Raw genomic sequence first — 25699 nt, 5'->3', positions numbered from 1 at the left:
TGTCTTGAAACGACTGACATCAGCAGGGGCGGTGGCCGTCGTCGCGGCAGCGGGTCTTGCCGCTGGTATGACGGGGCTCACCGCTTCGAACGCGGGTGCCGCCGACCGGACGGCTCCGCTCCCGGCATCCGGCTTCAACCAGCCGGCCGCCGTCCAGGCCGAGCAGGCGCTGACCGCGCAGACGGCCGCCGCTCTCGGTCTCGGCACCGGAGAGCAGCTCAAGGTCCGCGACGTGGTCAAGGACCCGGACGGTACGGAGTACGTCCGCTACGACCGTACCTTCAACGGCCTCAAGGTCGTCGGAGGTGACCTGATCGTCAAGCGCAAGGGCGAAACGATCGGGCAGGTCACGTACAACCGCGGCGCGAAGGTGGTTGCCGTCGGCACCAAGCCGACCCTGTCCCAGTCGGCGGCGCTCACCAAGGGCGCGCAGGCGGCCAAGTTCAAGGCGACCGGCAACAAGGGCGAGTTGGTGGTCTTTGTGACGCCGGCCAAGCCCGTTCTCGCGTACGAGGTGGTGACCACCGGTGTGAAGCCCGACCAGACCCCGTCGGTGCTGCACTCGTTCGTCGACGCCAAGTCCGGTGCGGTGCTCGCGCAGGACGACGAGGTCAAGACCGGTACCGGCAACTCGATGTACTCCGGCACTGTCAGCATCGGTACGTCGGGCAGCTACACGATGACCGACCCGAACCGCGGCGGCAACTACACCACGGACCTGAACGGCTCGACCTCCGGTAACGGCACGACGTTCACCGACGCCGACGACACCTGGGGGACCGGCGCCGCGTCGAACCGCCAGACCGCCGGTGTGGACGCGCACTACGGAGCCCAGCTGACCTGGGACTACTACAAGAACGTCCACGGCCGCAACGGCATCTTCAACAACGGCCAGGGCGCCCGCTCGCGCACGCACTACGGCAACGCCTACGTGAACGCGTTCTGGGACGGCACCCAGATGACGTACGGCGACGGCAGCAGCAACACGCATCCGCTGACGTCGATCGACGTGGCCGGTCACGAGATGAGCCACGGTGTCACCGAGGCGACCGCGAACCTGGACTACTCCGGTGACGCGGGCGGCCTCAACGAGGCGACCTCCGACATCTTCGGTACTGCGGTGGAGTTCTCCGCCAACAACTCGTCCGACCCGGGTGACTACCTGATCGGCGAGAAGATCAACATCAACGGCAACGGCACGCCGCTGCGCTACATGGACAAGCCCTCGAAGGACGGCCGCAGCGTGGACTGCTGGTCGACCAGCACCGGCGGCCTGGACCCGCACTACTCGTCCGGCCCGCTGAACCACTGGTTCTACCTGGCGTCGGAAGGCACCGGGAGCAAGGTCATCGGCGGCGTGACGCACAGCAGCACCGCCTGCAACGGCGCCACCATCACCGGCGTCGGCCGCGACGTGGCCGCGAAGGTCTGGTACCGCACGCTGAGCACCAAGCTGAGCTCGGGCAGCACGTACAAGGACGCCCGTGAGGGTGCGATCAACTCCGCGAAGGAGCTGTACGGCGCGGACTCGGCGCAGTGCAAGGGCATCGAGGCCGCGTTCAGCGGCATCTCGGTCCCGGCCGGCGCGGCCGCCTGTGGCGGTGGCACCGACCCGCAGCCGCCGACGGGTGACAACCTGCTGCTGAACCCGGGCTTCGAGTCCGGTGCGGTGAACTGGACCGGCACCTCGGGCCCGATCACCAACAACGCCGATCGCCCGGCGCGGACCGGCACCTGGAAGCTGTGGCTGCAGGGCAACGGTCGCGCCACCACCGAGAACGTCGGCCAGTCGGTCGCGATCCCGGCCTCGGCGACCAGCGCCACCCTGTCGTTCTGGATCCGGATCGACACCGCCGAGACGACTGCCTCGACGGTGTACGACACGGCGAAGGTGCAGATCGTCGACGGGTCGACCACGACCACGCTGGCGACGTACTCGAACCTGAACAAGAACACGTCGTACGTCCAGAAGACCCTGAACGTCACGGCGTACAAGGGGAAGACCGTCACGGTGAAGTTCGTCGGCCAGGAGGACTCCTCCCTGCAGACCAGCTTCGTCATCGACGACACCTCTCTGACCGCGAGCTGAGCTCACGGTGAATCGTCCGGGGCGTGCGCGGCCTCCCGCCCAGGCCCGCGCGCCCCGGATTCCTTTGCCTGAAGGAGATCCACCATGCGCAAGTCCCTCGTCCCAGGGCTCGGCGTAGTGCTCGCCGCGGGCGCATTGTTTGCTACTGGCAACAGTGCGGAAGCGGCCGATTCACCCGATATCTCAGTCACCAACACGAAGGCCCATCTGGACAAGTTGCAGTCCATCGCCACCAGCAACGGTGGTGACCGGTACACCGGCCGGGCCGGGTACAAGGCCTCGGCCGACTACGTGAAGGCCAAGCTGGACGCGGCCGGGTACACCACGACCCTGCAGTCGTTCAGCACCTCGGCGGGTACGTCGTACAACGTGATCGCGGAATGGCCGCACGGCGACGCGAACCACGTGGTGATGGCCGGCTCGCACCTGGACAGCGTCAGTTCCGGTCCGGGGATCAACGACAACGGCTCTGGTAGCGCCGGCGTACTCGAAACCGCCCTCGCCTACGCTGCCAGTGGTCAGACCCCCAAGAATCGCTTGCGGTTCGGATTCTGGGGGGCCGAGGAGCTCGGGCTGCTCGGCTCGAAGTACTACGTGAACAACCTGCCCGCCGCCGAGCGGGACAAGGTCGAGCTGTACCTGAACTTCGACATGATCGCGTCGCCGAACCCGGGGTACTTCGTGTACGACGACAACCCGGCCGGCAACGGCGCCCGTGACGACCTGGTGGCGTACTTCACCGGCAAGAGCGTGCAGACCGAGTTCATCGACGTCCAGGGCCGCTCGGACCACGCGGCGTTCCGTTCGTTGGGGATCCCAACGGCCGGTACGTTCTCCGGTGCCGAGGGCACCAAGACGTCCGCCCAGGCGACGAGGTGGGGAGGTACGGCGGGGAGCGCGTTCGACCCGTGCTACCACCGGTCCTGCGACACCATCAACAACCTGGACCTGACCTCGCTGGACCGCCAGATCGATGCCATCGGCCACATGATCTGGATGTACGCGCAGAAGGACTACGCCGGCGGACCGCCCCCGACCGGCGACAACCTCCTGCAAAATCCAGACTTCGAGTCTGGTACTGCGAACTGGACCGGGAACACCGGCGTGATCACGAACAGCACCTCACGCCCGGCGCACACCGGCTCGTACAAGGCGTGGCTGCAGGGGAACGGCCGGAGCAGCACCGAGAACCTCGGGCAGTCGGTCGCGATCCCTGGTACGGCGACAGCGGCGTCGTTGTCGTTGTGGATCCGGATCGACACCGCGGAGACCACGGGCTCCACGGTGTACGACACGGTCAAGGTGCAGATCGTCGACGGGTCGACCACGACCACGCTGGCGACGTACTCGAACCTGAACAAGAGCACGTCGTACGTGCAGAAAACGCTGGATGTCACGCAGTACAAGGGAAAGACGGTCACTGTGAAGTTCGTCGGCCAGGAGGATTCCTCCCTGCAGACCAGCTTCGTGATCGACGACGTAGCCCTGACCGCGGGTTAGATCTGCTTGCAGAGCTTGCCCGGTGGGATGGCGGCCTCGGTGAGCAGTTGGGTCACCGGGGCCGCCAGCGGCTTCACCTTCGGGTCCTCGATGCGCGCCGTCCGGCCGTTCGCACTCACCGCGACGATCATGTCGTCGGGGTGCTTCGTGGCCGGCTTGGTCGCCGTCAGGCTCGCCCAGTCGACCTGCTGCGCGGCCGTGGTGATGGTCGTCAGCAGGCTCGGGTCGAGCTTGCACCGGATGGTTCCCTTGCCGCTCTTGCTCACGGTCGCGACACCGTCGGTGCCGATCTGCACCTGGTCGTCGAAGCCCGCGAACCCACCGGTCCTCGACACGGTGAGCGGCAGACCGGTGCCCACCGGCGTCGACTGCGTCACCGACGCCGTCGGCAGGGTCGGCGCACTGGTCGACGGTGTGCTTGGGCTTCCGGTGCCGGATTCGCTTCCGCATCCGGTCAGCACGAAGCCTGCGATGACGGTTGCTGCTGCGTATCTGCTCAGGTTCCTCACGCATCATGGATACACGCAGGGGTGCCGTTCGTTGCAGCTGTGACACGACTGAAATGTGATCGCGTCAAACGACAGGGGAGACCAGGTCGATCAGCGCACGGGTCAGCTGGACCCGCTGCTCGAACAGCTCCAGTGGAGCGTTGTGCGTGCCGAACATCTCCAGCGGCAGTGCGGTGAACGCGGCCCGGATCAGCAGCGAGCCCAGGTACCCGTAGAGGACCTCCTCCTCGGTCACTTGCAGGCCGTCCTCCGCAAGCCCTTCCCGGAACCCTTTCAAGATCACCTTGTGTACTGCGGGCAACGCCTCCGGCGCCAACTCGCCCGCGTGCGCCAGTCCGATCAGCAACTGCCCCAGATCGAACCCAACCGCCTGCGGGCAGTCGAAACCCCAGTCGATCGCCACGAACTCGTTCGGGCTGTCGTGCGGCACCAGCAGGTTCTGCGGGCTCGCATCCCCGTGCTGGTAGCACTGCGGCAACGCCTCGAGCGCATCGAGTACGGCAGGGACGCGCTCGCCCAGTGCGAGCAGGTCGTCCCGTAGTGCGTGGTCGCCGAGGTGGCAGACCGCTGCGCTCAACAGGGGGTGCCGCCAGGTCTGCGGATCAGCGAGCACGGGTAGCGCAGACTTCATGACGCGGCCGTCTGCGTAGTACCGCAGCGCCGTACCGGGTGTGCTGGAGACGACCCGGTCGAGCAGGGGCTGTACGAGATGCGGTTGCCGGCGAGCCGACAATCGTCCGAGCAGGTACGCCGCCCGCTCGAAGCGGTCCATCGGCCACGGGCCCCATTCCTGGACGACGTTCTCCATCCACAGGGTCGCGCGGTCGTCGTCGTACACGTCGATGCGATAGGCGTGCGCCAGTCGCAGGCCCGGCGGCATCAGGTCGCCGACGCCGCTGCGGTGGACGGCGATCTCCAACTGCCAGGGCATGTAGTCGATGAAGCTCTGCCGGTACTCCATGGGCACGAACTCGATGATCGGCGAGTGCCGGACGGACTGGAGTTTCTTCACGAAGCACGACCAGTCGGCGCCGTCGAGCGTCGTACCGAAGACGCGGTGCAGCGACTCGGTGCTCGGCGTACCGATCGGGTAGTCGACAGGTTCGACCCGGACCGCGCCCGCGACGGCCGCCGGTTCCCCGGTGATCGTCCGCACGAGCGCGGTCAGGTCCTCCTCCCCCAACGCGTCCCGGCCCAACGGTTCGAGTCCGGTGATCATGTTCCCCCCACGGAAGTAAAGTCACCTTACTGATGTGATAGTAAAGTTGCTTTATGACTTCCGTCAACGACGATCCCCGGGTCGGGACCGATCACATCGCCGCACTGCTCGGGTCGGCGCTGGAACGGATCCGGTCGGAGATCCTGGCCACGTCCGAGGAGCAGTACCCCGGACTCCGGGTCTCGCACTACCGCCTGCTCGAACTGATCCCGCCCGACGGCGCCCGGATCACCGACCTGGCGGAGGTCGCAGCAATGACGAAACAGGGCCTCGGGCAGCACGTCGACTACCTGCAGAAACTCGGCTACACCGAGTCCGCCCGCCTCCCCACCGACCGCCGAGTCCGCCTGGTCCGCCGTACGCCGCTGGGCGACCAGGCAGTCGCCTTCAGCCGAGCCGCCATAGCCCGCGTAGAACAATCCTGGTCCACCCAACTAGGCCCCACCCGCTACACCCACCTCCGCCAAACCCTCCACGAACTAGGCAACGAGCCCTAACCGCCCCGACGCGACGAGTCCGACCTACTCGACCGGATCAGACTGGGGATAGGCGATGGGGTGTGGCGACAGGCAATTGCCTGTCCCCAGTCCCCGCCGGGTGTGCCCAGTGCGCGAACGTGCGGGGTTCACGCACTCGGCGAGCGTGGGGTGGTGAATGCAGAGCGGTCACGCCTCCGCCGCGCCAGCTTGTCGACCGACTCCGCCGGCGCGCGCGGGGTGTAGGCGCTCGGGGGTGCTTGGCGAGCGGATGTGCGCTCGGGCTACTGGACTTGAGTGGGGTTAGCCGATGGGGTGTGGGGATAGGCAATTGCCTATTCCCAGTCCCCGGCGGGTGTGCGCGGTGCGCGAACGGCGTGCGGGGTTCATGCGCTCGGTGAGCGTGTGGTGGTGGGGATACGCAGCGGTCACGCCTTCGGCGTGGCTGCTTGTTGGCCGGCTTCGCCGGCGTGCGCGGGCGTGGGGGCGAGCGGAGGTGCTTGGTGGGTGGATGTGCGCTCGGCGCCTGGGGATCGACCGGCCGCTTTGCGGAAGAAATGTTGCAGAAGAGTTCCGCAGTACCGGGCTGGGGCGGGCGATGGGCTGGCGACAAGGTGTCGCTGGTCCCGCTGGCCCCGCTGGCCCCGCTGGCCCCGCTGGCGTGGTTCGGGCCCCGGGTGAGGAGGGTTAGCCGGCGCGGTAGGTCGCGATGCTTACGGCGATGTAGTGGCAGATGAAGGCGGCGACGGTGAAGGCGTGGAAGATTTCGTGGAAGCCGAACCAGCGGGGGGACGGGTTCGGGCGCTTGGTGCCGTAGACGACCGCGCCGATCGAGTAAAGGCCGCCGCCGACGGCGATCAGGGTGACGACTGCCGCGCCGCCGGCGTGGTAGATGTCGCCCATCCAGAAGATCGCGACCCAGCCCAGCGCCAGGTAGAGCGGCGTGTAGATCCAGCGCGGCGCGCTGAGCCAGAAGATCCGGAACAGGATGCCGAGCACCGCGCCGCCCCAGGCCAGGCCGAGCATCAGCAGCCGGTCGTTGCCGTGCAGCAGCACCATGCCGAGCGGCGTGTAGGTGCCGGCGATCAGCAGGAAGATGTTGCTGTGGTCGAGCCGGCGCAGGATCGCCTCGCCCTTCGGGCCCCAGTAGAACCGGTGGTACAGCGCGGAGATGCCGAACAGCAGCATCGAACCGACGGTGTAGACCGCGGCCGCCCAGCGCGCGTTCGCGTGCGGTGCCAGGCAGATCAGTACGATGCCGGCGGCGGTGGCGAACGGGAACGTTCCGGCGTGCAACCATCCACGGAGCTTGGGCTTGAGTGGCCCGAGTCGCCCGGAGAGCCGGTGACCGGCTTCCTGGGGTTGTGCGCTGGAAACGGTCATCGCCGTCCTTTCGGGGGTGTCCGGGCGGTCCATACCTACGCAACCGTAACCTACGCAACCGTAGGTTCAATGGTTCAGAAGGATGAAATGTAGGCGAAGTCACCCGGGTGATGCAGCACGCCCACGTTTACGATGCACGAACTTCGCAGAAAGTTCGACCTTTCCGGCAGGTTTCTGTAAGCCGCTCCGGAGCCTCTCGTGCCTGGCGTTTCTGGGCTAGCCTCGTGACCGAGAGTCTTCGAGGAGAGCACCCTACCCATGCGGACACCTGGCAAGCAGAAGCTGCGCAACGCCCTCTACAGCCTGTACGAGCGCCGGGTCCGCCGGTCCCTGTCGCCGGACCGGATCCCGCGGCACATCGGCGTCATCATCGACGGCAACCGGCGCTGGGCCCGGCAGGTCGGCGACCCGGTGTCGCGCGGTCACGAGGCCGGGGCGAACAAGATCTCCGAGTTCCTGGAGTGGTGCGACGACGTCGGCGTCAAGGTCGTCACGGTGTGGATGCTGTCCACCGACAACCTGAGCCGCCCGGCCGACGAGCTGGAGCCGCTGCTGCGGATCATCGAGCAGACGGTCGAGGAGCTGACCGCGATCGGCCGCTACCGGATCCATCCGGTCGGCGCGCTCGACCTGCTGCCCGGCACCACCGCCGAGGCGCTGAAAGCGGCGGAGACAGCGACCCATGACGTCGACGGGATGCTGGTCAACGTCGCGGTCGGGTACGGCGGACGTCGCGAGCTCGCCGACGCGGTCCGTTCCCTGCTCCTCGAGGAGGCCGCGAAGGGCATCTCGATCGAGGAGCTGGCCGACCGCGTGGACGTCGAACACATCGCGCGGCACCTCTACACCAAGGGCCAGCCTGACCCCGATCTGGTCATCCGGACGTCGGGTGAGCAGCGCCTGGGCGGCTTCCTGCTCTGGCAGAGCGCGCTGAGCGAGTTCTACTTCTGCGAGGCGCTCTGGCCGGACTTCCGCCACGTCGACTTCCTCCGCGCCATCCGAAGCTACGCCCAACGCGAGCGCCGCTTCGGGACCTGATCTGCACGACCGGCGGGGCTCCTCGGCCGCAGCGTGTGCAGGTGGTACGGCGCCTGAGGTAGTACCCGTACGTCGCCACGCCCAGCGCTGTACCCCACAGGATCCAGAGGATGCCCGGGGCGTTGGCTGCCCACATGTCGCCGCCGAGTGGGGCCTGGGTGTTCATCAGACCGGCTGGGATCAGTACGACGGCGACGATCGAGGCCGGGATGATCGCGAGCAGCGGTGGCACGCGCCGGCCGGCCTTGAACCAGATCCAGCGCGGGTAGACCTCGCCCCACCGGTGCACCAGGCCGTGCGTGAGCACGCCTCCGCCAAGGCCCATCACAGCCAGGCCGAGGCCCATCTCGAGCATTCCGGGTGTGTCGGCCATCATCTGGTGGAACTCGTCGGTGATGCCGACCGGCCAGCCGAGGTACCAGGCGATCCGGGTGAACTCGTACGGCAGGTTCGCCACCACCGCGACCGCGACCGCCCACTTGCCCCAGCGGAGCGCAGCCTCCGGTCGGATCCAGGCCGGATCGTGGGAGCCCCGGCCGCAGGAGACGCAGGCGTTGCGGCTGCGCCGGTGGTACGCGAGCGCCGTCGCCGCCCAGAGGATGCCGCCGACGAACAGGATGATCAGGTTCACCCGGTGCCAGTACAGGATGTCGCCGACGCCGTCCTGCGGTCCCGGTACGCCGGTGAATGCGAAGACAATCAGCGCCGGGGCCATCGCGACCACCGCGATCAGCGTGTAGTCGGGGACGACGAGCGCCAGACCGACCGCGAGTACGGCGGCGACCGCCTGCAGGATCGATCCGCGCGGTCGCATCCGGGTCATGACGAGCGCGAGTACGGCGCCGCCGTGCCCGATCGCCGCCATCAGGGGAGCGACGACGTATACCGGCGTACCTTCGAGGATCGATGACGAGGCCTGATCGTCGGCGACCCGCGCGAACGGATATCCGGCGCCGCCAAGGGTCCAGTAGAGCCCTAGTACGCCGTACACAAGGGACCAGAGCGCGGTGGCGTACCCGGTCCACGTCGGCCAGTTCTTCGTCATGCACCGAGCCTCGCCCGGCGGCCCGGCGTACCGGATCACCCTGCGGAGTGACACGGCTCCCCCGCGTGGGTGGGGAAGGCGTAACACCGTGTTAACCCCGTGGCCGGGCGTGTCGGGCTGCGCCGTTTGCAGGAGCCTCCTACCCTGACATTGACGGTCGGAGGGGAAGCCGGCTGTCACGGGAGGCCCGATCAGTTTGAGAATCTCGTTCCAGCCGGTTGCCCCATGAGGGGCCGAACGGAGTACCCGAGACCTAGGGTCTCGAGCTCACTGATCGCCGTTGCCGCTCGCGCGGCGGCGCGGAAGGGGCCAACACCAGGCCCCGAGGGCGGCACCCGACCCATCACCTAACCACTGGCGGGCCGGGGCGAGGGTGTACGTCACGGCCTAGAAGAGGACGTGCGACATGGCCATCCACGCCAAGGCGTCAAGTACCTCATCCACACCGGACCAGCGCACCTTCGTGCTGGACACCTCGGTGCTTCTCTCGGACCCGCACGCGATGCTGCGGTTCGACGAGCACGAGGTGGTCGTCCCGGTGGTCGTCGTCACCGAATTGGAGGCCAAACGGCATCACCCGGAACTCGGCTATTTCGCGCGGACGGCGCTCCGCCTGCTCGACGAGCTCCGGATACTGCACGGACGACTGGACGCGCCCCTGCCAGTGGGGGAGAAGGGTGGAACTCTTCGGGTCGAACTGAACCACACCGACCCGGAGACCTTGCCGGCCGGTTTCCGGCTCGGCGACAACGACAGCCGGATCCTGGCCGTGGCCTGCAACTTCATGGCCGAGGGCAAGGACGTCACGCTGGTCTCGAAGGACCTGCCGATGCGGGTCAAGGCGTCGGCGTGCGGTCTGATCGCCGAGGAGTACCGCGCCGAGCTGACGCTGGAGTCCGGTTGGACCGGTATGGCGGAGCTCGAGGTCGAGACGCACGTCGTCGACGACCTGTACGAGAACGGCGCGGTCGAGCTGACGGAGGCCGGTGAGTTCCCGACCCACACCGGGCTGGTGATGCTGTCCGACCGGGGCAGCGCGCTCGGCCGGGTGATGCCGGACAAGCGGATCCGGCTGGTCCGGGGCGACCGGGAGGCGTTCGGGATCCGCGGTCGTTCCGCCGAGCAGCGGGTCGCGCTCGATCTGCTGCTGGATCCTGATGTCGGGATCATCTCGCTCGGCGGCCGGGCCGGTACGGGTAAGTCCGCGCTCGCGCTGTGCGCCGGCCTCGAATCGGTGATGGAACGCCGGCAGCACAAGAAGGTGGTCGTGTTCCGGCCGCTGTTCGCGGTCGGCGGCCAGGAGCTCGGGTACCTGCCGGGCAGCGAGTCGGAGAAGATGCAGCCGTGGGCCCAGGCCGTGTACGACACGCTCGGCGCGCTGACCAGCGGTGACGTGATCGACGAGGTGATCGACCGGGGCATGCTCGAGGTCCTGCCGCTGACCCACATCCGCGGGCGGTCGCTGCACGACGCGTTCGTGATCGTCGACGAGGCGCAGTCGCTGGAGCGGAACGTGCTGCTCACGGTGCTGTCCCGGGTCGGTGCCAACTCGCGGGTGGTGCTCACCCACGACGTGGCGCAGCGGGACAACCTGCGGGTCGGCCGGCACGACGGTGTGGTCGCGGTGGTCGAGCAGTTGAAGGGGCACCCGCTGTTCGCGCACGTCACGCTGACCCGCTCGGAGCGGTCGCCGATCGCGGCGCTGGTCACCGAGATGCTCGATGACCTGCAGTTGTAAGGAGCGTTCATACAGTTAGGTAATAAACGTCTGTAAAGCAGAGGTAAGAACGGTGCGGTCGCCACGCGGCGACCGCACCGTTCGTCCGTGACCTGCTTGTGATCACGGACGGTTTACGTCAGAGTATGTTCTCGTTGCAGCCGACGGGGGTCGGGTTTTCTCGGAAGGACAGATGAAAGCGAAGCGCTCCGTCGCGATTCTCGCAGTGACCGGAATCGCCGTGGTTTCCGTTGTCGCCGGTATCGACCTCTTCAGCTCTCCTGGGAGCAGCAGTGCGTCGGAGAAGGTGTCCGGGCGGGCCGAGATGGCCGTGCTGAACAGTGGGAAGGCGATCCCTTCCGCGACCACGCCGTCGGTCAATCCGCAGTCGGCCGCCGAGCTCGCCGCCGAGGCGGTCCGGATGCGGAACCAGGTCGAGGCCATCGAGCAGCAGCGCACCGCTCTGCAGGACGCGGCCGCGGTGAAGATGAAGGCCAAGAACGCCGCTCTGAAGCGCTATGAGGCGCTTCGGGAGGCCCAGCGCTCGTCGAGCGAGGAGCGGGCCAGCCGGGACGCCGAGCGGAAGAAGTACGAGGGCACGCCGAAGGAGGTCGCGATGAACCTCCTCCCCGACCACGGCTGGAGCCAGAGCCAGTTCAGCTGCCTGGAGAAGCTCTGGAACAAGGAGTCCCGCTGGAAGGTCAGCGCCGACAACCCGACGTCCACGGCCTACGGCATCCCGCAGGCGCTCCCCGGTAACCGCATGGCGGCGTACGGCAAGGACTGGCGGACCAACCCGGTCACCCAGATCAAGTGGGGCCTGGACTACATCGAAGCCACCTATGGCTCCCCCTGCAGCGCTTGGGGCCACTCCCAGGCCAAGGGCTGGTACTGACCCGTCACCCGACGCGGAACACCGGACCGTAGCTCCCGTCACCGGCTCTCTTCAGCAGGGTGCCCTGACCGGCAGTTGTCAGCGTGATCGGGTCGCCGCCCAGACGTGCTGCCGGACCGCTCAGCCGGACGTCCTTGATGACGATGTCCCCCTTCGGCCGGCCCAGTACGACGGCGTACACCGTCTCGCCCTTCTGGGTGAACATCACCTGGTCTCCGGCGGTAGTGGTCGCTGACGAGCGCATCCACGGCCGGGTGCCGTCCAGTGCCTCCCGGTTAACCTTCAGCCAGGCTCCGATGTCGGTGAGTCTGCTCAGCTGCTCCGGGACGATCACACCGTCGCCACCGCTCGGTCCGACGTTCAGTAGCAGCGCACCGTTGTTGGCTGCCGCCTTGGCGAGTGAAGCGATCAGATCGGTCGACTTGGCGTAGTCCTGGTCGTTCTCCTCGCGGTTGTAGCCGAACGAGCCGCCGATACCGCGGTCCTGCTGCCAGAACTTGTCCTGGACGGTGTCGAAGTCCGTGTACTCCGGCGTCCGGAAGTCACTGTGCGGAGCGGGCTTCTGGGTGTTGATGCTGTCCGCCACACCAGGCAGCTTGAACAGGCCCTTCATCAACTGGTCGAACCCCCAACGCATCGGCTTCGGGCTCATCACCTGCCGGCCGAAGGACGCCGTACTCCAGCGGTCGTCGACGACTCCCTCCGGGACGGTGTTGTAGTAGTCCGCCAGCACCGAGTAGAGCCGTTTGGAGCCGGTCGGCCAGGCGATGTCGTTCCACAGGATGTCCGGCTTGTACCGCGTGATCAGCTCGCGCACCTGCGCCACGGCGTACTCGCGGTAGTCCTCGCCGTAGTGCAGATAGGCGTAGTCGCCCAACGTCTTCACGGTCTTGCGCTGGAACGTCCAGTCGACCCCACCGGAGTAGTAGACGCCGAACTTGAGGCCCTGCTTTCGGACGGCCGCGGCCAGCTCACCCATCAGGTCCCGCTGGGCGTGGAAGTCCGGTGCGTGCGGGTTGCGGACCTTCGTGGGCCACAGCGAGTACCCGTCGGCGTACTTGGCCGTCACCACGATGTACGACGCTCCGGCCGCCTTGAACTGCGCAGCCCACCGGTCCGGGTTCCAGTTGGCCAGACCGGCGTCGAACTGCTTGGTGAAGTCGCTGTACGGCGCGTCGCCGTAGTGCTCGCGGTGATAGCTCGCGGTCGGCGACTTCGGGTCCTTCATCGCGTTCGCGTAATCCTCGGCGTACGGGTTGTGGGTCATCGCGTGCCCGTACTGCGTCTCGAGCAGCTTGCTGAACGTGGTGCCCTTCGGCGCGAAGCCGGGGACCGAGTAGAGGCCCCAGTGGATCATGATCCCGAACTTCGCGTCGGCGAACCATTTCGGCAGCGGATGCTTGTTCAGCGACTCCACCGTGGCCTCGTACGGCCCGTCGGTCGTCATCTCGGCCTTGCGGTCGTCCTGCCACCTCCAGACCACGGAACCGCCGGCGAAGACCAGCACCAGTACGACGGCCACCACGGCGAGCCGCAGCAGGAACCTGCCGATCCCTCGGAGGGTGCTTTTGGCAAGGATCATGCCGGCCATCCTGCCGTCGTACGGCGATCCCGCGGATCAGCCCGCCGTACGTCGTTGCCGTCGTTCGGGGGACCTGCGCCTCCACCGAAAGTATCGTTGCTGTGGGCCGTTCAGGCGCTACCGTCGGTCGAGTGGACACGGGGATCTTCGCCGCGCTGATCGCGCCCGGTTCGCGGACCGCGCCGGGCTACGGACGGTTGACCCCGCGGGACCGGGTGGTGGACGTCGCCTGCGTGCTGATCGCGCTCCTGCTCGGGCTGATCGCGGTGGGGGATGTGGAGCCGCCGCCCCGGATCGGTCCGCTGCCGCACTGGCTGGACGTGTCGCTGTGCATCGCCGGTGCCCTGTCGCTGCTGCTCCGTAGGCGCTGGCCGACCGGTCTGGCCGTGTTGATGATCCTGGCGTCCACTCTGGTGCCGTCAGTGGGTGCAGCGGGCGGTCTGGCGCTGTTCAACGTTGCTGTGCACCGTCGGCCTGCTGTCAGCCTCTCGCTGGGTGCGGTGGCGATGGCGTCCTGCATGGTTCAGTTCTGGCTCTATCCGGTTGCTGACGTCCCGAACGGCTACTGGATCGCTGTGACGCTCACAGCGCTCGCCCGTCTGGTGCTGGTCGCCTGGGGGATCGTGATTCGGACCAGGCGGCAGCTGATGGCGTCACTGACCGAGCGTGCGGTCCGGGCCGAGTCGGAGCAGCAGTTGCGTGTTGAGCAGGGGAAGCGGCGGGAGCGGGAGCGGATCGCCCGGGAGATGCATGACGCGCTCGGGCATCGCTTGTCGTTGCTGAGCATGCATGCGGGTGCGTTGGAGTTCCGGCCGGACATGCCGTCCGCCGACCTGTCACGTGCCGCTGGCGTGATCCGGTCCAGCGCACGCGACTGCGTGGACGACCTGCGCGAGATTGTCGGCGTACTGCGGTCTCAGCACACCGCTGACGAGTTGGGACGAGGCATAGCCGAGGTGGACGAACTAGTGGCCGAGTCACGGGCTGCCGGCACGCAGATCGAGCTAGAGGTGGCGGCTGAGCTCAGTGCGGTGCCGGACTCGATCGGGCGGCACGCGTACCGGATTATCCAGGAGGGGCTGACGAATGCGCGGAAACACGCTCCTCACCAGGCGGTTCGGGTGGCGGTGAGCGGTGCGGTAGGCACCGGCCTGTCGGTGGAGGTCTCGAACCGGTTGGAGCCTGGTGCGGAGGGTCCCGGTTCGCGCGTGGGGCTGATTGGGCTGGCCGAGCGGGCGTCCCTGGCTGGTGGGCGGTTCGAGCACGGGCCGACGGCGGACGGTGAGTTCCGGCTCGCGTGCTGGTTGCCGTGGGTGGCCTACGATGACGGGCGTGAGTGAACCGGTCCGACTGCTGTTGGTCGACGACGACCCACTCGTGCGGGCAGGGCTGTCCAGCATGCTGTCCGGTGCCCCGGAGTTGGAGCTGGTCGGTGCGGCCTCCGACGGGCAGCAGGCGGTCGATGCGGTGCGTGACCTGCGGCCGGACGTCGTACTGATGGACATCGGGATGCCGGTGCTGGACGGGGTTGCTGCGACTGCTGCGATCCGTAGGCGGGCCGGCGCGCCGGAGGTGGTCATGCTGACCACGTTCGGGTCGGATGAGGCTCTGCTACGCGCGCTGCGGGCCGGTGCGTCGGGTTACCTGCTCAAGGACGCTGCACCGGTTGAGATCGTTGCCGCTGTGGTGAAGGCGGCATCTGGTGAGTCTGTGCTGTCACCACAGTCCACGCGACAGCTGATGGACCATGTAGGCGCGGTCGACCAGCACAGCCGCCGTACGACGGCTCTCGCGGCGCTGGCGCAGTTGACGGAGCGGGAGCGGGACGTCGTACTGGCCGTGGCCGAAGGCAGGAGCAATGCGGAAGCGGCCGCTGTGCTGGAGGTCGGGGTCGCCACGGTGAAGACGCATCTGACGAACTCGCTCGCGAAGCTCCAGCTCACCAACCGCGTGCAGCTCGCTTTGCTGGCTCACGACGCCGGACTGGTGTGACGGTGGAGTTGGCACGGGCAGTGAGTGAGCGCGGTGAGTTGGTGCTGCGCCGACGCGACGACGGGGCGTTGGAGCTGCGGGTCAACGGGGTCTTCGTGATGGACGATCAGGAGACGTCGAGCGAGGAGCTGCTGGCGTCAGCTGCGCTGGAGGCGGTGCGGCATCCGGATCGGGTGCTTGTCGGTGGGCTCGGACTTGGGTACACGGTCCGCGCGCTGCTGGCCGATTCCCGCCTAGGGCAGGTGATCGTCGCGGAGATCGAGCCGGATGTGGTGTCCTGGATGCGCTCCGGCCTCGTCCCATCGGTCCTCGACGACCCTCGCGTCGGTGTGGTGGTCGGTGACGTGCGGGCTGTCGTCGCGGATCTGCCCGACGCGTCCGTCGACGCGATCCTGCTCGACGTCGACAACGGCCCGGACTTCCTTGTCTACAACGAGAATTCGGCCATCTACTCGTCGGACTTCTTCAGCACCTGTCGCGCGAAGCTGCGCGCCGACGGCGTACTGACCGTCTGGTCATCGTCGTCCTCGGAGGCGCTCGAGTCCGCCGTCGCCTCGGTGTTCGGTGCCTGTGTCGTCAAACCGGTGCCCGTCGAGCTCCAGGGCCGCGCCGAGACGTACTTCGTCTATCAGGGCTGTGGCGTTGTCCACAGGTAGGCGATCGGCCTGATCCGGCAACGCTCAGCGACGTACTCTTTTGGTATGGGTGACGACGTGGAATTCAGGATCGAGCACGACACGATGGGCGAGGTCAAGGTGCCTCGCGACGCGTTGTGGCGGGCGCAGACGCAGCGTGCGGTGGAGAACTTCCCGATCTCCGGGCGGCCGCTGGCGCCGGCGCTCGTGCACGCGCTCGCGCAGATCAAGGCATCCGCCGCGGTCGTGAACGCCTCGCTCGGAGTGCTCGACGCGGAGCGGTCGGCCGCGATCGTGGCCGCCGCGGACCAGGTGGCGGCGGGGGAGTTCGACGCGGAGTTCCCGATCGACGTCTTCCAGACCGGTTCGGGTACGTCGACCAACATGAACGCCAACGAGGTTCTGGCCACCCTCGCCACCCGCTCGCTCGGCGCGGACGTGCATCCGAACGATCACGTCAACGCGTCGCAGTCCAGTAACGACACCTTCCCGTCGGCGATCCACGTCGCGGCCACGGCCGGCGTGGTGCAGGAGCTGCTGCCGGCGTTGGAGCACCTCGCGGATTCCCTGTCCCGTAAGGGATCCGAGTTCGCGGAGGTGGTGAAGTCCGGGCGGACACACCTGATGGACGCGACCCCGGTGACGCTCGGCCAGGAGTTCAACGGCTACGCGCAGCAGATCAGGCGCGGTGCCGCGCGCGTCCGGGCGACGCTCCCGAGGGTCGCCGAGTTGCCGCTGGGCGGGACCGCGGTCGGGACCGGGATCAACACGCCACCCGGGTTCGCGGCCGCGGTGATCACCGAGCTGAACCGCCGAACCGGGCTGGAGCTGACCGAGGCCGAGGACCACTTCGAGGCCCAGGGTGCTCGTGACGGGCTGGTCGAGCTGTCCGGGCAGCTGAAGACGATCGCTGTCAGCCTGACGAAGATCTGCAACGATCTGCGCTGGATGGGCTCCGGGCCGCGCGCCGGGCTCGGCGAGATCGCGCTGCCGGACCTGCAACCCGGATCGAGCATCATGCCGGGCAAGGTGAACCCGGTGATCTGCGAGGCGACGCTGATGGTCGCCGCCCAGGTGATCGGCAACGACGCCGCGATCACCGTGGCCGGTGCCGGGGGCAACTTCGAGCTGAACGTGATGCTGCCGGTGATCGCGCGCAACCTGCTCGAGTCCATCAGCCTGCTGGCGAACAGCTCGCGCCTGCTCGCCGATCGCTGCGTCGACGGCATCACGGCGAACGTCGACCACGCCCGCGCGCTGGCCGAGTCGTCGCCGTCGATCGTGACGCCGCTGAACCGCTACATCGGGTACGAGAACGCGGCCGCCGTCGCCAAGAGTGCCTTGAAACAAGGGAAAACGATCCGCGAGGTCGTGATCGAGAACGGTCACGTCGAGAAGGGAGACCTGACCGAGGAGCAGCTGGACGCGGCCCTCGACGTACTGTCCATGACCCGGCCGGCGCAGTCGTGACAGAAGGCATGACCGATGGCGATGGCGTGACGCGGTACTGGGAGCCGGGTACGACGATCGAGTGGGTGTACCAGGGCACCGGGAAGCATGCGGACAAGCCGAACGTGCGGCCGATGACAGTGGTGCGTGACGACGCGGACGGGCTGGTCGCCTGGCTCGCGCCGGGTACGCCGCTGCTCAGACCGGTGCTCACCGACGGACGTGAGATGCGGCACGCCGGACCGGTGGCGATGTTCACCGCGGACCGGGCGCTGAAGCTCGACGTGTGGCACGGGACCGGGATCCTCAAGGTGTCACCGCCCGGGAAGCCGTGGTCGGTCTGGTATTTCTGGGGCGCCGACGGGACCTTCCGCGGGTGGTACGTGAACCTCGAGCGGGAGCATGTGCGCGACTGGGCTTCCCGCCGTACCAGCACTGTCGATCATGTGCTCGACCTCTGGATCAATCCGGACCGCAGCATCGAGTGGAAGGACGAGGACGAGCTGGAGGGTGCCGTCACCGCGGGGCGCTTCACCGCCGCTGAGGCGGAGCAGATCGTCGCCGACGCGCATGCGGCGATCCGCGACATCGAGGCCTGGACTACACCGTTCTCCGACGACTGGCAGACCTGGTCCGCGCCGGCGGCCTGGCGACTGCCCGTCGCGCCGACGACCCACCAGCCCGACCTGATCGCGGAGGAGCTCCACAGCGGCTGACAACACAGGTGGGTCACGAGCGGTTGCAACTGACCGGTTTGGACTTAGCTTGGAAGTATGTACACCATCGAGTTGCAGGCAGAGGAGCTCCAGCTACTGCGATCCGCACTCAGGAGCTACCTCCAGGCGTTCGGCCACAACGAAGCCGATCTCGTCCAGGCCGCGAAGACTCTCATGCTCAAACTGCCTGAAGTCGTCGACAGCAAGGCCGGCTGAGAGTCAGTCCGGTTTCAGTACGGCGACGGGGATCGTCCGCTGGGCCTTCGTCGCGTACCGGCCGATCCCTAGATCCTCGCGCAGGATGATATCGGTCCACACCGTGTGCCGCTCGGGACCGGTCAGCTCCCGTGCGTGCATGGTTGTGTGCACGGCGCCGATCTGTACGTCGGTGGTCTGCGCGGCGCGGAGGTTGCGGAACCAGTCCGGGTCCCGGCGGGAGCCCGATCCCGTGCCCCAGACGAGCAGTCCGTCGGGAGTCTCGACGTACCGCACACACGTAGACCGCAGTACGCCGGTGCGGCGGCCCGGGGTGGTGAGCATCAGGACATGCACGTCCTTGCTCCCACTGGCCAGGCGCCCGTTGAGCGTCTTGTACATCCACACGCCGATCCGGCCGCCGACCCGCAACATCCGCTTGCCCATCGCCACCACCCCCACCTCAGAGGGTCGGGCGGCCGATCAGCCACGTCAAGTGGCAGATGCCCCCTGAGCTGCAGGCTTGCCCACTCAAAATCTCAGTGGGCGACACTGCACTTCAGCGGGCAACCCACCGCTTCAGCTGCGCGGGCGGACTGTGAGGGGGACTGGCTTCTTGGTGTCGGTGAAGAAGTCGTTGCCTTTGTCGTCGACGACGATGAAGGCCGGGAAGTCCTCGACCTGGATCTTCCAGATCGCCTCCATGCCGAGCTCCGGGTACTCGATCACGTCGACCGACTTGATGCAGTCCTGCGCCAGCCGCGCTGCCGGCCCCCCGATCGACCCGAGGTAGAACCCGCCGTGCTCCTTGCACGCCGCCGTCACCTTCGCCGACCGGTTGCCCTTGGCAAGCATCACGAACGATCCACCGGCCGCCTGGAACTGATCGACGTACGCGTCCATCCGCCCCGCCGTCGTCGGCCCGAACGATCCGGACGCATAACCCTCAGGCGTCTTCGCCGGCCCCGCGTAGTACACCGCGTGATCCCGCAAGTACGACGGCATCGGCTCGCCCGCGTCCAGCCGCTCCTTGATCTTCGCGTGCGCGATGTCCCGCGCCACCACCAGCGGACCGGTCAGCGACAGCCGCGTCTTCACCGGCAGCTTGGACAGCTCGTCGCGGATCTCGCTCATCGGCCGGTTCAGGTCGATCCGCACGACCTCGGTGTCGTCGGCCAGGTGTTCGTCGGTGGTGTCCGGCAGGAATCGCGCCGGGTCGCGCTCGAGCTGCTCCAGGAACACGCCCTCCGGCGTGATCTTCGCCAGCGCCTGCCGATCCGCCGAGCAGGACACCGCGATCGCGACCGGGCAGGACGCGCCGTGCCGCGGCAGTCGGATCACCCGGACGTCGTGGCAGAAGTACTTCCCGCCGAACTGTGCCCCGATCCCGAACTCCTGCGTGAGCTTGAAGACCTCCTCCTCCAGTTCCACGTCCCGGAACCCGTGCCCCACCGGCGATCCCGCGGTCGGCAGCGTGTCGAGGTAGTGCGCGGAGGCGTACTTCGCGGTCTTCAGCGCGAACTCGGCCGACGTGCCGCCGACCACGATGGCCAGGTGGTACGGCGGGCAGGCCGCCGTACCCAACGACCTGATCTTCTCGTCGAGGAACTCCATCATCCGCGACGGGTTCAGGACCGCCTTCGTCTCCTGGTAGAGGAACGACTTGTTGGCGGAGCCGCCGCCCTTGGCCATGAACAGGAACTTGTACGCCGGGTCGCCCTTGGCCGGCGTGGAGTACAGCTCGATCTGGGCGGGCAGGTTGGAGCCGGTGTTCTTCTCGTCCCACATGGTCAGCGGGGCCATCTGCGAGTAGCGCAGGTTCAGCTTGGTGTAGGCGTCGTACACGCCGCGGCTGATCCACTCCTCGTCGACCGCGCCGGTGAGGACGCCCTCGGACTTCTTGCCCATCACGATCGCGGTGCCGGTGTCCTGGCACATCGGGAGTACGCCGCCGGCCGAGATGTTCGCGTTCTTCAGCAGGTCGAGCGCGACGAACCGGTCGTTCCCGGACGCCTCCGGGTCGTCGATGATCCGCCGCAGCTGCGCGAGGTGCGCGGTCCGCAGATAGTGCGAGATGTCGTGCATCGCCTCCGCGGTGAGCGCCTGCAGCACGTCCGGCTGGACCTGCAGGAACGTCCGGTCGCCCGCGGTGAACGTGCTGACACCCTCCGTCGTCAGCAGCCGGTACTCCGTCTCGTCGGCACCCAACGGCAACAGATCGGAGTAGTTGAAGTCGGCAGACACCGGGCATACCTCCACACAAGCTGGACTGGACCCCCAAAGCCTAGTTCTCCCCGCCCCGCCCGCGGACGGGACCTCCGTCTCATCGCGGCGGGGAAAGAAATCGTCGCCCGGTGACGAATAGTTTCCCCGCGACTCACCCTCGCATGGCGCGCCAGGCCTGCCAGCAGTCTCCGCTCGGTGCCCCACCCCAGTTCATGGCGGACAGTACGCGGCTCAGGGGCGGGATCAGGGGTGAATCGGGGAGGAAACGGGTCTGCGGGCGGGGGTGGGCGCGCGTATGGTTTTGGGGTGGCTCAGGATGACGTTCCCCAGGAGAACCGCCCGCAGGATGTCGTGCCCGCGCAGGGCGGTGACGATCCGGTGCTGCGGCGCCGGGTGTCCGATCTCGAGCGGGAGGAGGTCGCCGACATCCTCCGCGACGCCGCGGGCGAGGGCCGGCTGTCGTACACCGAGCTCGAGGACCGGCTCGAGACGCTGTACAGCTCCAAGACGTACGGCGAACTGGTCGAGCTGACCGCCGACCTGCCGAACGGCCCGCGCACGCAGAGCGTGCCGACCACCACCCCGCCGTACGGCGGCGCACTGGTGGAAACCGGGCCGGTGATCAACGTGTTCCTGTCCGACTCCAAGCGGATGGGGAACTGGCTGGTCCCGCAGCGCCAGGAGGTGAACGCGGTCCTCGGCGACGTCACGCTCGACTACACCGAGGCGCAGATCCCGTTCGACGAGATCACGATCGACGTGAAGTCGATCCTCGCGGACGTGAAGATCCGGGTCCCGCAGAACGCGATCGTCCTCCTCGACAGCAACCCGATCCTCGGCTCCGTCTCCGAACAGGAAACCGGCCTCAAAGCCGTCCCCGACCCGAACACCCAGCCCGCCACTCCCAAACGCTTCCACATCCGAGGCACCGCCATCCTCGGCGAAATCAAAATCAAACGAGGCCCCCGCCTCACCAAACGCCTCGGCCTCACCTGACGGGCCGGGCTGGGGAGGATAACTGCCCGATCCGGGTGCAGAACCCTCCCCAGGTTGGAAGCATCCACGGTCTGTGGGACGACTCCCTTGGCCTAGCCGGGGGAGGCTACTGTGCGGCGGTGTTCCTCGAGTAGGTCGAGCAGCCAGTACCTGAACGCCACCACATTGCGTACGTACTCCGGGCCGATCCAGAGCTTCCTCCGGTGGACCTTTGATACGACGGCGAACCGGCGGTCGCCGGGCGGACCGTCCAGCTCGGTGATGGCGTCGATCTCGCTCCAAGCCATGAACCGCCTGCGCCCAAGCCGGACGCCGCCCGTGTCGATCGTCAGTACCGGACCCCGGGTGAGCAGCTGCCAGATGCTGAAGCACAATCCGATCACGACCGCCGTCGTGACGACGATGACCACGATGAGCTGCACGCCGCTGATCTTCAGCGCGTGGGGTAGTCCGGCGACGGCCAGCAAGCCCAGTAGACCGAAGGTAGACCAGGTCTGCCGCAGAAGCGGTTGGCGCCGCAGCGGAAACGCGACTCGGCCGGTGCGCCGCAGGTCCGCGGTCCACAGCTCAGTGGGTCCGTCGCCGGTCGCTGTCATTGTCGTCCCGCGGGGATTCCGTACGGCGCTGCTCGTCGAGCACCTCTTGGAGCCAGGTTTGGAAGGTTTGTAGGTCGTTGACGTGTTGCTGGGTGAGGATGAGGTGCTTGGCCCAGATGTTCTTCGGGTAGACATGGAGTTGGCGGGCCAGTTTGGGGCCGGAGACGGGGCCGATGGAGCCGATCTCGGTCCAGGGCATGAAGCGGCGGCGGCCTTGGTGGATGCCTCGGTGGTCGACGACGAGGATCGGGCGCTGGGTGACGAACTGCCAGGCGAACATGGCGACAATGCCGACGTACGTCGCGATCAGCAGATAGGCGAGGAAGCGCCAGCCGCCGTCGTCGAGCATGTCCGGCAGCCGGCCAAGCGTCAAAGCCGAGTACCCCACCAGCAAAAACCCCGGGAACTGCAGGAACGACCAGCGGCGTAGCGGGAACTCGACGCGGCTGTTGCGATGCCACTCGACCATCCAGGCCTCGGGCAGTCGTTCGCCCATCACAGTCATGTCGCCCCCAGCCCTCACGACTCCACCCCCGGAGCTGGACTCACTGTAGACGACACTTAGCGCATGGGGCGGCTTCGTGTGGTGCTGAGCTGGGCGTTCGTACGTGGTCCGGCAGCGGCGTACGAGCTGGCCGACTCCGGCTCGTCGCTGTTCGGGATCGGGGGCGTGCTCGTCCTGGTCGTGCTCGCCGCGCTCGGCTCCGGCATCGGTGCTCTGGTCGGCCTCATCGCTCACCGTCCGGTCGGCGACGCGGTCTTCGTCGGTGGGATGATCGGGATCGGCATCTTCATGGCGTGGCTGGTGCTGATGGTGGTTGTCGTGGCTGTTCTCTGGGTCCGCGGCCTCAGCCCGGCCGACGCGGCGAGCGGCGAGAAGCTAGCCGGGCGGCATGCCGCGCGAGGCTACGGATGGCGGCGGCCCGGGGAACCACTGGTGCCAGGAAGTCTCGTGCTGTTCTTCGCACTGATGACCTTGGCGTTCGGCAGTCTCGGGCTGCACGCGCGACAGGTGTCGAGACCGTGGGACGGGCCGACGGCAACGACCAGCGGGACGGTCGTCAGTGTGCACGAGCCGGCATGGTTCGAGAAGGGCAGTGGGTCGGTCGACATCCGGTACACCGTCGCGGGAGTGGAGCACGTGATCGAGACCGGCAGGGATCCCGGTGAGCACGTGCTCGCGCTCGGCGAGGTCGTACCCGTCGAGTACGACGTCGCCGAGCCGGCGAAGGCCCGCAGTACCTGGGCTGTCGAGTCCGCGCGGTCGGACGCCACGTTCTGGTTGTGGCTCGGCGGCGGGTGCGGCGTACTGGGACTGCTCAGTGGTGCGGGGTGGCTCGGTGGGCGGTTGCGGTCCAGCGGCCGGCGTGGCGGTTGATCTCGATCGGATGGTCGAACGTCGCCGAGATCAGCTCGGTGGTGATCACGTCGTCGACCGGGCCGGCGGACAGCACGCGGCCTTCGCGGAGGAGGGCGGCGTGGGTGGTGCAGGTGGGGAGCTCCTCGAGGTGATGGGTGACGAGGACCCACGCCAGGTGCGGGTGGCTCAGGTGGATCTGGTCGAGCGTCTCCAGCAGTTGCTCGCGCGCCGCGACGTCCAGGCCGGTCGACGGCTCGTCCAGTAGAAGCAGTTGCGGGTCCGAGATCAGCGCCCGCGCGATCAACGCGCGTCCCCGTTCACCCTGGGACAGCGTGGTCCAGTGCGCGCCGGCCAACCCGCCGATCCCGAGCAGGTCGATCAGCTCGAGAGCGCGAGCCTCCTGCGCAGGAGTCGGCTCCCAACGCGGCATGCGCTCGATCGTCCCGGTCAGACCGGTCAGTACGACGTCCCGGATGCTCAACGGCGACCGCAGCGGGTGCCGCGGATTCACGTGCCCGATGGACTCCCGCAGGGTGCGAATGTCGACCGTACCGAGCCGGCGTCCGAGGATCTCGACCGTACCGCGGGTGGGATGCGCGACCGCGCCGCACAACCCGAGCAGTGTGCTCTTCCCCGCGCCGTTCGGCCCGAGCAGCGCCCACCGCTCACCCTCGCCCGCGGTCAGCGACACCCCGGACAGCAACGCCTTGCCGTCCCGGACGAAGTCGACGTCCTTCAGTTCGAGCACCCGTAAACCTCCTCGTACAACGCCTTCAACTCCTCCGCACTCGCTTCCCGCCCGGTCGCATCCGTATGCCGCTGCACGTGCCCCGCGAACTCCCGCTCCTGCTCCGGAGCGAGCCGAATGCCGTACACAGACTCCAGCACATGCGCGATCCCGCCCTTACCGGACTGGCTGTTCACCCGTACGACGGCCTCGTACCCGCGTCCGACGTCCGCCGGATCGATCGGCAGATAAGGCACTTCCCAGACACCGGGCCCCTGTACGGCGAAACCCTTCCGGATTGCGTCCTGGTGGGTTCCCGAGAAGGCGGTGTAGACGAGCTCCCCGACGTACGGATGCCGCGGATGGATCGGCATCCGCGTGCAGTACTCGACCACTTCACGGATCCCGTCGATGTCCGAGAAGTCGATCATCGGGTCGACGCCCTGCGCGTGCAGGTTGAGCGCGAGGGTGGCGATGTCGACGTTGCCGGTGCGTTCGCCGTTGCCGAAGACGCAGCCCTCGACGCGCTGCGCTCCCGCTAGCACTGCTAGCTCCGCGCAGGCGACGCCCGTACCGCGATCGTTGTGCGGATGCACCGAGAGGATGACGCCGTCGCGGCGCGGCAGGTTCTGGTGCATGTACTCGATCTGGTCGGCGTACACGTTCGGCGTGGCGGCCTCGATCGTCGCGGGCAGGTTCAGGATCACCGGCCGCTCCGGCGTCGCGTCCCATTGCTTGGTGAGGTGATCCGCCAGCTCGAGTACGTAGTCCGGCTCGGTCAGGTTGTAGACCTCGGGCGAGAACTGGAACCGCACCGAGTCCCCGGCCAGTCGCAGGATCTCCTCGGAGCCGGCGTAGATCATCGACGCCAGTTCGTCCCGGGTACGACGCAGTACGACGTCCCGCCAGACCGGCGCGGTCGCGGCGTACATGTGGATCACCACGTCGCCGCGCATCCCCGCGACCGACTCCACGGTCCGCTCGATCAGGTCGCGGCGGGCCGGTGTGAACACCACGATCGTGACGTCGTCCGGGACCAGGTCGGACGTGGCCAGCAGTCGCACGAAGTCGAAGTCGGTCTGGGACGCCGACGGGTAGCCGACCTCGATCTCTTTGTAGCCGATGGCAACCATCAGCTCGAAGAACCGGCGCTTGCGTTCGGGGTCCATCGGGTCGGCGAGCGCCTGGTTGCCGTCCCGGAGGTCGACCGGTACCCAGAGCGGGGCTGTCGTGATCCGGCGGTCCGGCCAGGTGCGGTCGACGGGTGCGACCGGGACCCTGGCGAAGATGTCGCGATAGCGGTGGCTGGGCATGGGGGAGGGCTGCTGACGATTCATGACTGGTCCTTCCGGGG

The 25699-nt window shown here is 67.6% G+C and carries 24 protein-coding genes; 14 read left to right on the top strand and 10 right to left on the bottom strand.

Features of this window, described 5'->3' with window-relative positions; translation table 11 throughout:
- Positions 1-4 precede the first annotated feature (4 nt).
- The gene (locus tag EV137_RS26730; protein WP_238175571.1) at positions 5-2089 is read left to right on the top strand and encodes a M4 family metallopeptidase; all 2085 of its coding nucleotides are present in this window, start codon (positions 5-7) and stop codon (positions 2087-2089) included.
- A gap of 84 nt (positions 2090-2173) precedes the next feature.
- Positions 2174-3589, top strand: coding sequence for a M28 family metallopeptidase (locus EV137_RS26725; protein WP_134131235.1), 1416 nt, complete (start codon positions 2174-2176; stop codon positions 3587-3589).
- Here EV137_RS26725 and EV137_RS26720 read toward each other — a convergent pair.
- Together EV137_RS26720 and EV137_RS26715 are read right to left on the bottom strand one after the other, a co-directional pair.
- Complete coding sequence (locus EV137_RS26720; protein WP_238175570.1) at positions 3586-4098, bottom strand: hypothetical protein; 513 nt, start codon at positions 4096-4098, stop codon at positions 3586-3588. The genes EV137_RS26725 and EV137_RS26720 overlap by 4 nt on opposite strands.
- 64 nt (positions 4099-4162) lie before the next feature.
- Positions 4163-5317 (bottom strand): phosphotransferase, encoded by a 1155-nt coding sequence (locus tag EV137_RS26715; RefSeq protein WP_134131234.1) that lies wholly within the window; start codon positions 5315-5317, stop codon positions 4163-4165.
- 53 nt (positions 5318-5370) lie between these two features.
- Between EV137_RS26715 and EV137_RS26710 the strand changes: the two genes are divergently transcribed.
- Positions 5371-5814 (top strand): MarR family winged helix-turn-helix transcriptional regulator, encoded by a 444-nt coding sequence (locus EV137_RS26710; RefSeq protein WP_134131233.1) that lies wholly within the window; start codon positions 5371-5373, stop codon positions 5812-5814.
- A 666-nt stretch (positions 5815-6480) separates the two neighbouring features.
- Here EV137_RS26710 and trhA read toward each other — a convergent pair.
- Positions 6481-7176, bottom strand: coding sequence for a PAQR family membrane homeostasis protein TrhA (gene trhA, locus EV137_RS26705; RefSeq protein ID WP_134131232.1), 696 nt, complete (start codon positions 7174-7176; stop codon positions 6481-6483).
- 258 nt (positions 7177-7434) lie between these two features.
- On the opposite strand from trhA, the gene EV137_RS26700 reads away from it, so the two are divergent.
- From EV137_RS26700 to EV137_RS26685, 3 genes are all read left to right on the top strand, one after another.
- Positions 7435-8214, top strand: a complete 780-nt coding sequence (locus EV137_RS26700; RefSeq protein WP_134131231.1) for an isoprenyl transferase — start codon at positions 7435-7437, stop codon at positions 8212-8214.
- A gap of 1451 nt (positions 8215-9665) precedes the next feature.
- Complete coding sequence (phoH2, locus tag EV137_RS26690; RefSeq protein ID WP_134006652.1) at positions 9666-10997, top strand: RNA 5'-3' helicase PhoH2; 1332 nt, start codon at positions 9666-9668, stop codon at positions 10995-10997.
- A 172-nt stretch (positions 10998-11169) separates the two neighbouring features.
- Positions 11170-11871: an aggregation-promoting factor C-terminal-like domain-containing protein gene (locus EV137_RS26685; RefSeq protein ID WP_134006654.1), complete on the top strand. Its 702-nt coding sequence runs from the start codon at positions 11170-11172 to the stop codon at positions 11869-11871.
- A gap of 4 nt (positions 11872-11875) precedes the next feature.
- Here the strand turns inward: EV137_RS26685 and EV137_RS26680 are convergent, their stop codons facing one another.
- The gene (locus EV137_RS26680) at positions 11876-13453 is read right to left on the bottom strand and encodes an alpha-L-fucosidase (protein WP_166680025.1); all 1578 of its coding nucleotides are present in this window, start codon (positions 13451-13453) and stop codon (positions 11876-11878) included.
- A gap of 131 nt (positions 13454-13584) precedes the next feature.
- On the opposite strand from EV137_RS26680, the gene EV137_RS26675 reads away from it, so the two are divergent.
- Genes EV137_RS26675 through EV137_RS40745 form a run of 6 tightly spaced genes read left to right on the top strand, consistent with a single transcriptional unit; the run spans position 13585 to position 18461 of the window.
- On the top strand, positions 13585-14793 hold the full coding sequence (locus tag EV137_RS26675) for a sensor histidine kinase (protein ID WP_134131229.1): 1209 nt from the start codon (positions 13585-13587) through the stop codon (positions 14791-14793).
- A complete protein-coding gene (locus EV137_RS26670) occupies positions 14777-15445 on the top strand; it encodes a response regulator (protein ID WP_134006660.1) in 669 nt (222 codons plus the stop codon). Before EV137_RS26675 ends, EV137_RS26670 begins: the two co-directional genes overlap by 17 nt.
- Before the next feature lie 2 nt (positions 15446-15447).
- Positions 15448-16101 (top strand): spermine/spermidine synthase domain-containing protein, encoded by a 654-nt coding sequence (locus tag EV137_RS26665; RefSeq protein WP_238175569.1) that lies wholly within the window; start codon positions 15448-15450, stop codon positions 16099-16101.
- Positions 16102-16146: 45 nt separating this feature from the next.
- Positions 16147-17550 (top strand): class II fumarate hydratase, encoded by a 1404-nt coding sequence (locus tag EV137_RS26660; protein WP_134131227.1) that lies wholly within the window; start codon positions 16147-16149, stop codon positions 17548-17550.
- Between the two features lie 8 nt (positions 17551-17558).
- Positions 17559-18245, top strand: coding sequence for a ribonuclease FAU-1 family protein (locus EV137_RS26655; RefSeq protein WP_134131226.1), 687 nt, complete (start codon positions 17559-17561; stop codon positions 18243-18245).
- A 57-nt stretch (positions 18246-18302) separates the two neighbouring features.
- Positions 18303-18461: a hypothetical protein gene (locus EV137_RS40745; protein ID WP_166658517.1), complete on the top strand. Its 159-nt coding sequence runs from the start codon at positions 18303-18305 to the stop codon at positions 18459-18461.
- A 3-nt stretch (positions 18462-18464) separates the two neighbouring features.
- On the opposite strand, the gene EV137_RS26650 is transcribed toward EV137_RS40745, so the two are convergent.
- Positions 18465-18887, bottom strand: coding sequence for a nitroreductase/quinone reductase family protein (locus tag EV137_RS26650; RefSeq protein WP_134131225.1), 423 nt, complete (start codon positions 18885-18887; stop codon positions 18465-18467).
- Positions 18888-19019: 132 nt separating this feature from the next.
- On the bottom strand, positions 19020-20684 hold the full coding sequence (locus EV137_RS26645; RefSeq protein WP_134131224.1) for a fumarate hydratase: 1665 nt from the start codon (positions 20682-20684) through the stop codon (positions 19020-19022).
- 288 nt (positions 20685-20972) lie between these two features.
- Between EV137_RS26645 and EV137_RS26640 the strand changes: the two genes are divergently transcribed.
- Complete coding sequence (locus EV137_RS26640) at positions 20973-21662, top strand: DUF1707 SHOCT-like domain-containing protein (RefSeq protein ID WP_134131223.1); 690 nt, start codon at positions 20973-20975, stop codon at positions 21660-21662.
- A gap of 92 nt (positions 21663-21754) precedes the next feature.
- Here EV137_RS26640 and EV137_RS26635 read toward each other — a convergent pair whose 3' ends face one another.
- Together EV137_RS26635 and EV137_RS26630 are read right to left on the bottom strand one after the other, a co-directional pair.
- On the bottom strand, positions 21755-22258 hold the full coding sequence (locus tag EV137_RS26635; protein WP_134006672.1) for a hypothetical protein: 504 nt from the start codon (positions 22256-22258) through the stop codon (positions 21755-21757).
- The gene (locus tag EV137_RS26630) at positions 22230-22763 is read right to left on the bottom strand and encodes a hypothetical protein (RefSeq protein ID WP_134131222.1); all 534 of its coding nucleotides are present in this window, start codon (positions 22761-22763) and stop codon (positions 22230-22232) included. Before EV137_RS26630 ends, EV137_RS26635 begins: the two co-directional genes overlap by 29 nt.
- A 63-nt stretch (positions 22764-22826) precedes the next feature.
- Between EV137_RS26630 and EV137_RS26625 the strand changes: the two genes are divergently transcribed.
- Positions 22827-23636 (top strand): DUF3592 domain-containing protein, encoded by an 810-nt coding sequence (locus EV137_RS26625; protein WP_134006676.1) that lies wholly within the window; start codon positions 22827-22829, stop codon positions 23634-23636.
- On the opposite strand, the gene EV137_RS26620 is transcribed toward EV137_RS26625, so the two are convergent.
- Together EV137_RS26620 and EV137_RS26615 are read right to left on the bottom strand one after the other, a co-directional pair.
- Entirely contained in the window at positions 23578-24366 is a 789-nt protein-coding gene (locus EV137_RS26620; RefSeq protein WP_134006678.1) for an ABC transporter ATP-binding protein, read from the bottom strand. The two genes, EV137_RS26625 and EV137_RS26620, sit on opposite strands and share 59 nt — an antisense overlap.
- Complete coding sequence (locus EV137_RS26615) at positions 24354-25682, bottom strand: 2-isopropylmalate synthase (RefSeq protein WP_238175568.1); 1329 nt, start codon at positions 25680-25682, stop codon at positions 24354-24356. Before EV137_RS26615 ends, EV137_RS26620 begins: the two co-directional genes overlap by 13 nt.
- Between the last annotated feature and the right edge of the window lie 17 nt (positions 25683-25699).

The organism is Kribbella pratensis (genome assembly GCF_004366075.1).
GTDB classification, from domain to species: domain Bacteria; phylum Actinomycetota; class Actinomycetes; order Propionibacteriales; family Kribbellaceae; genus Kribbella; species Kribbella pratensis.
The sequence above is the reverse complement of the archived record's forward strand: the minus strand, read 5'-3'. Positions and strand labels throughout refer to the sequence as shown.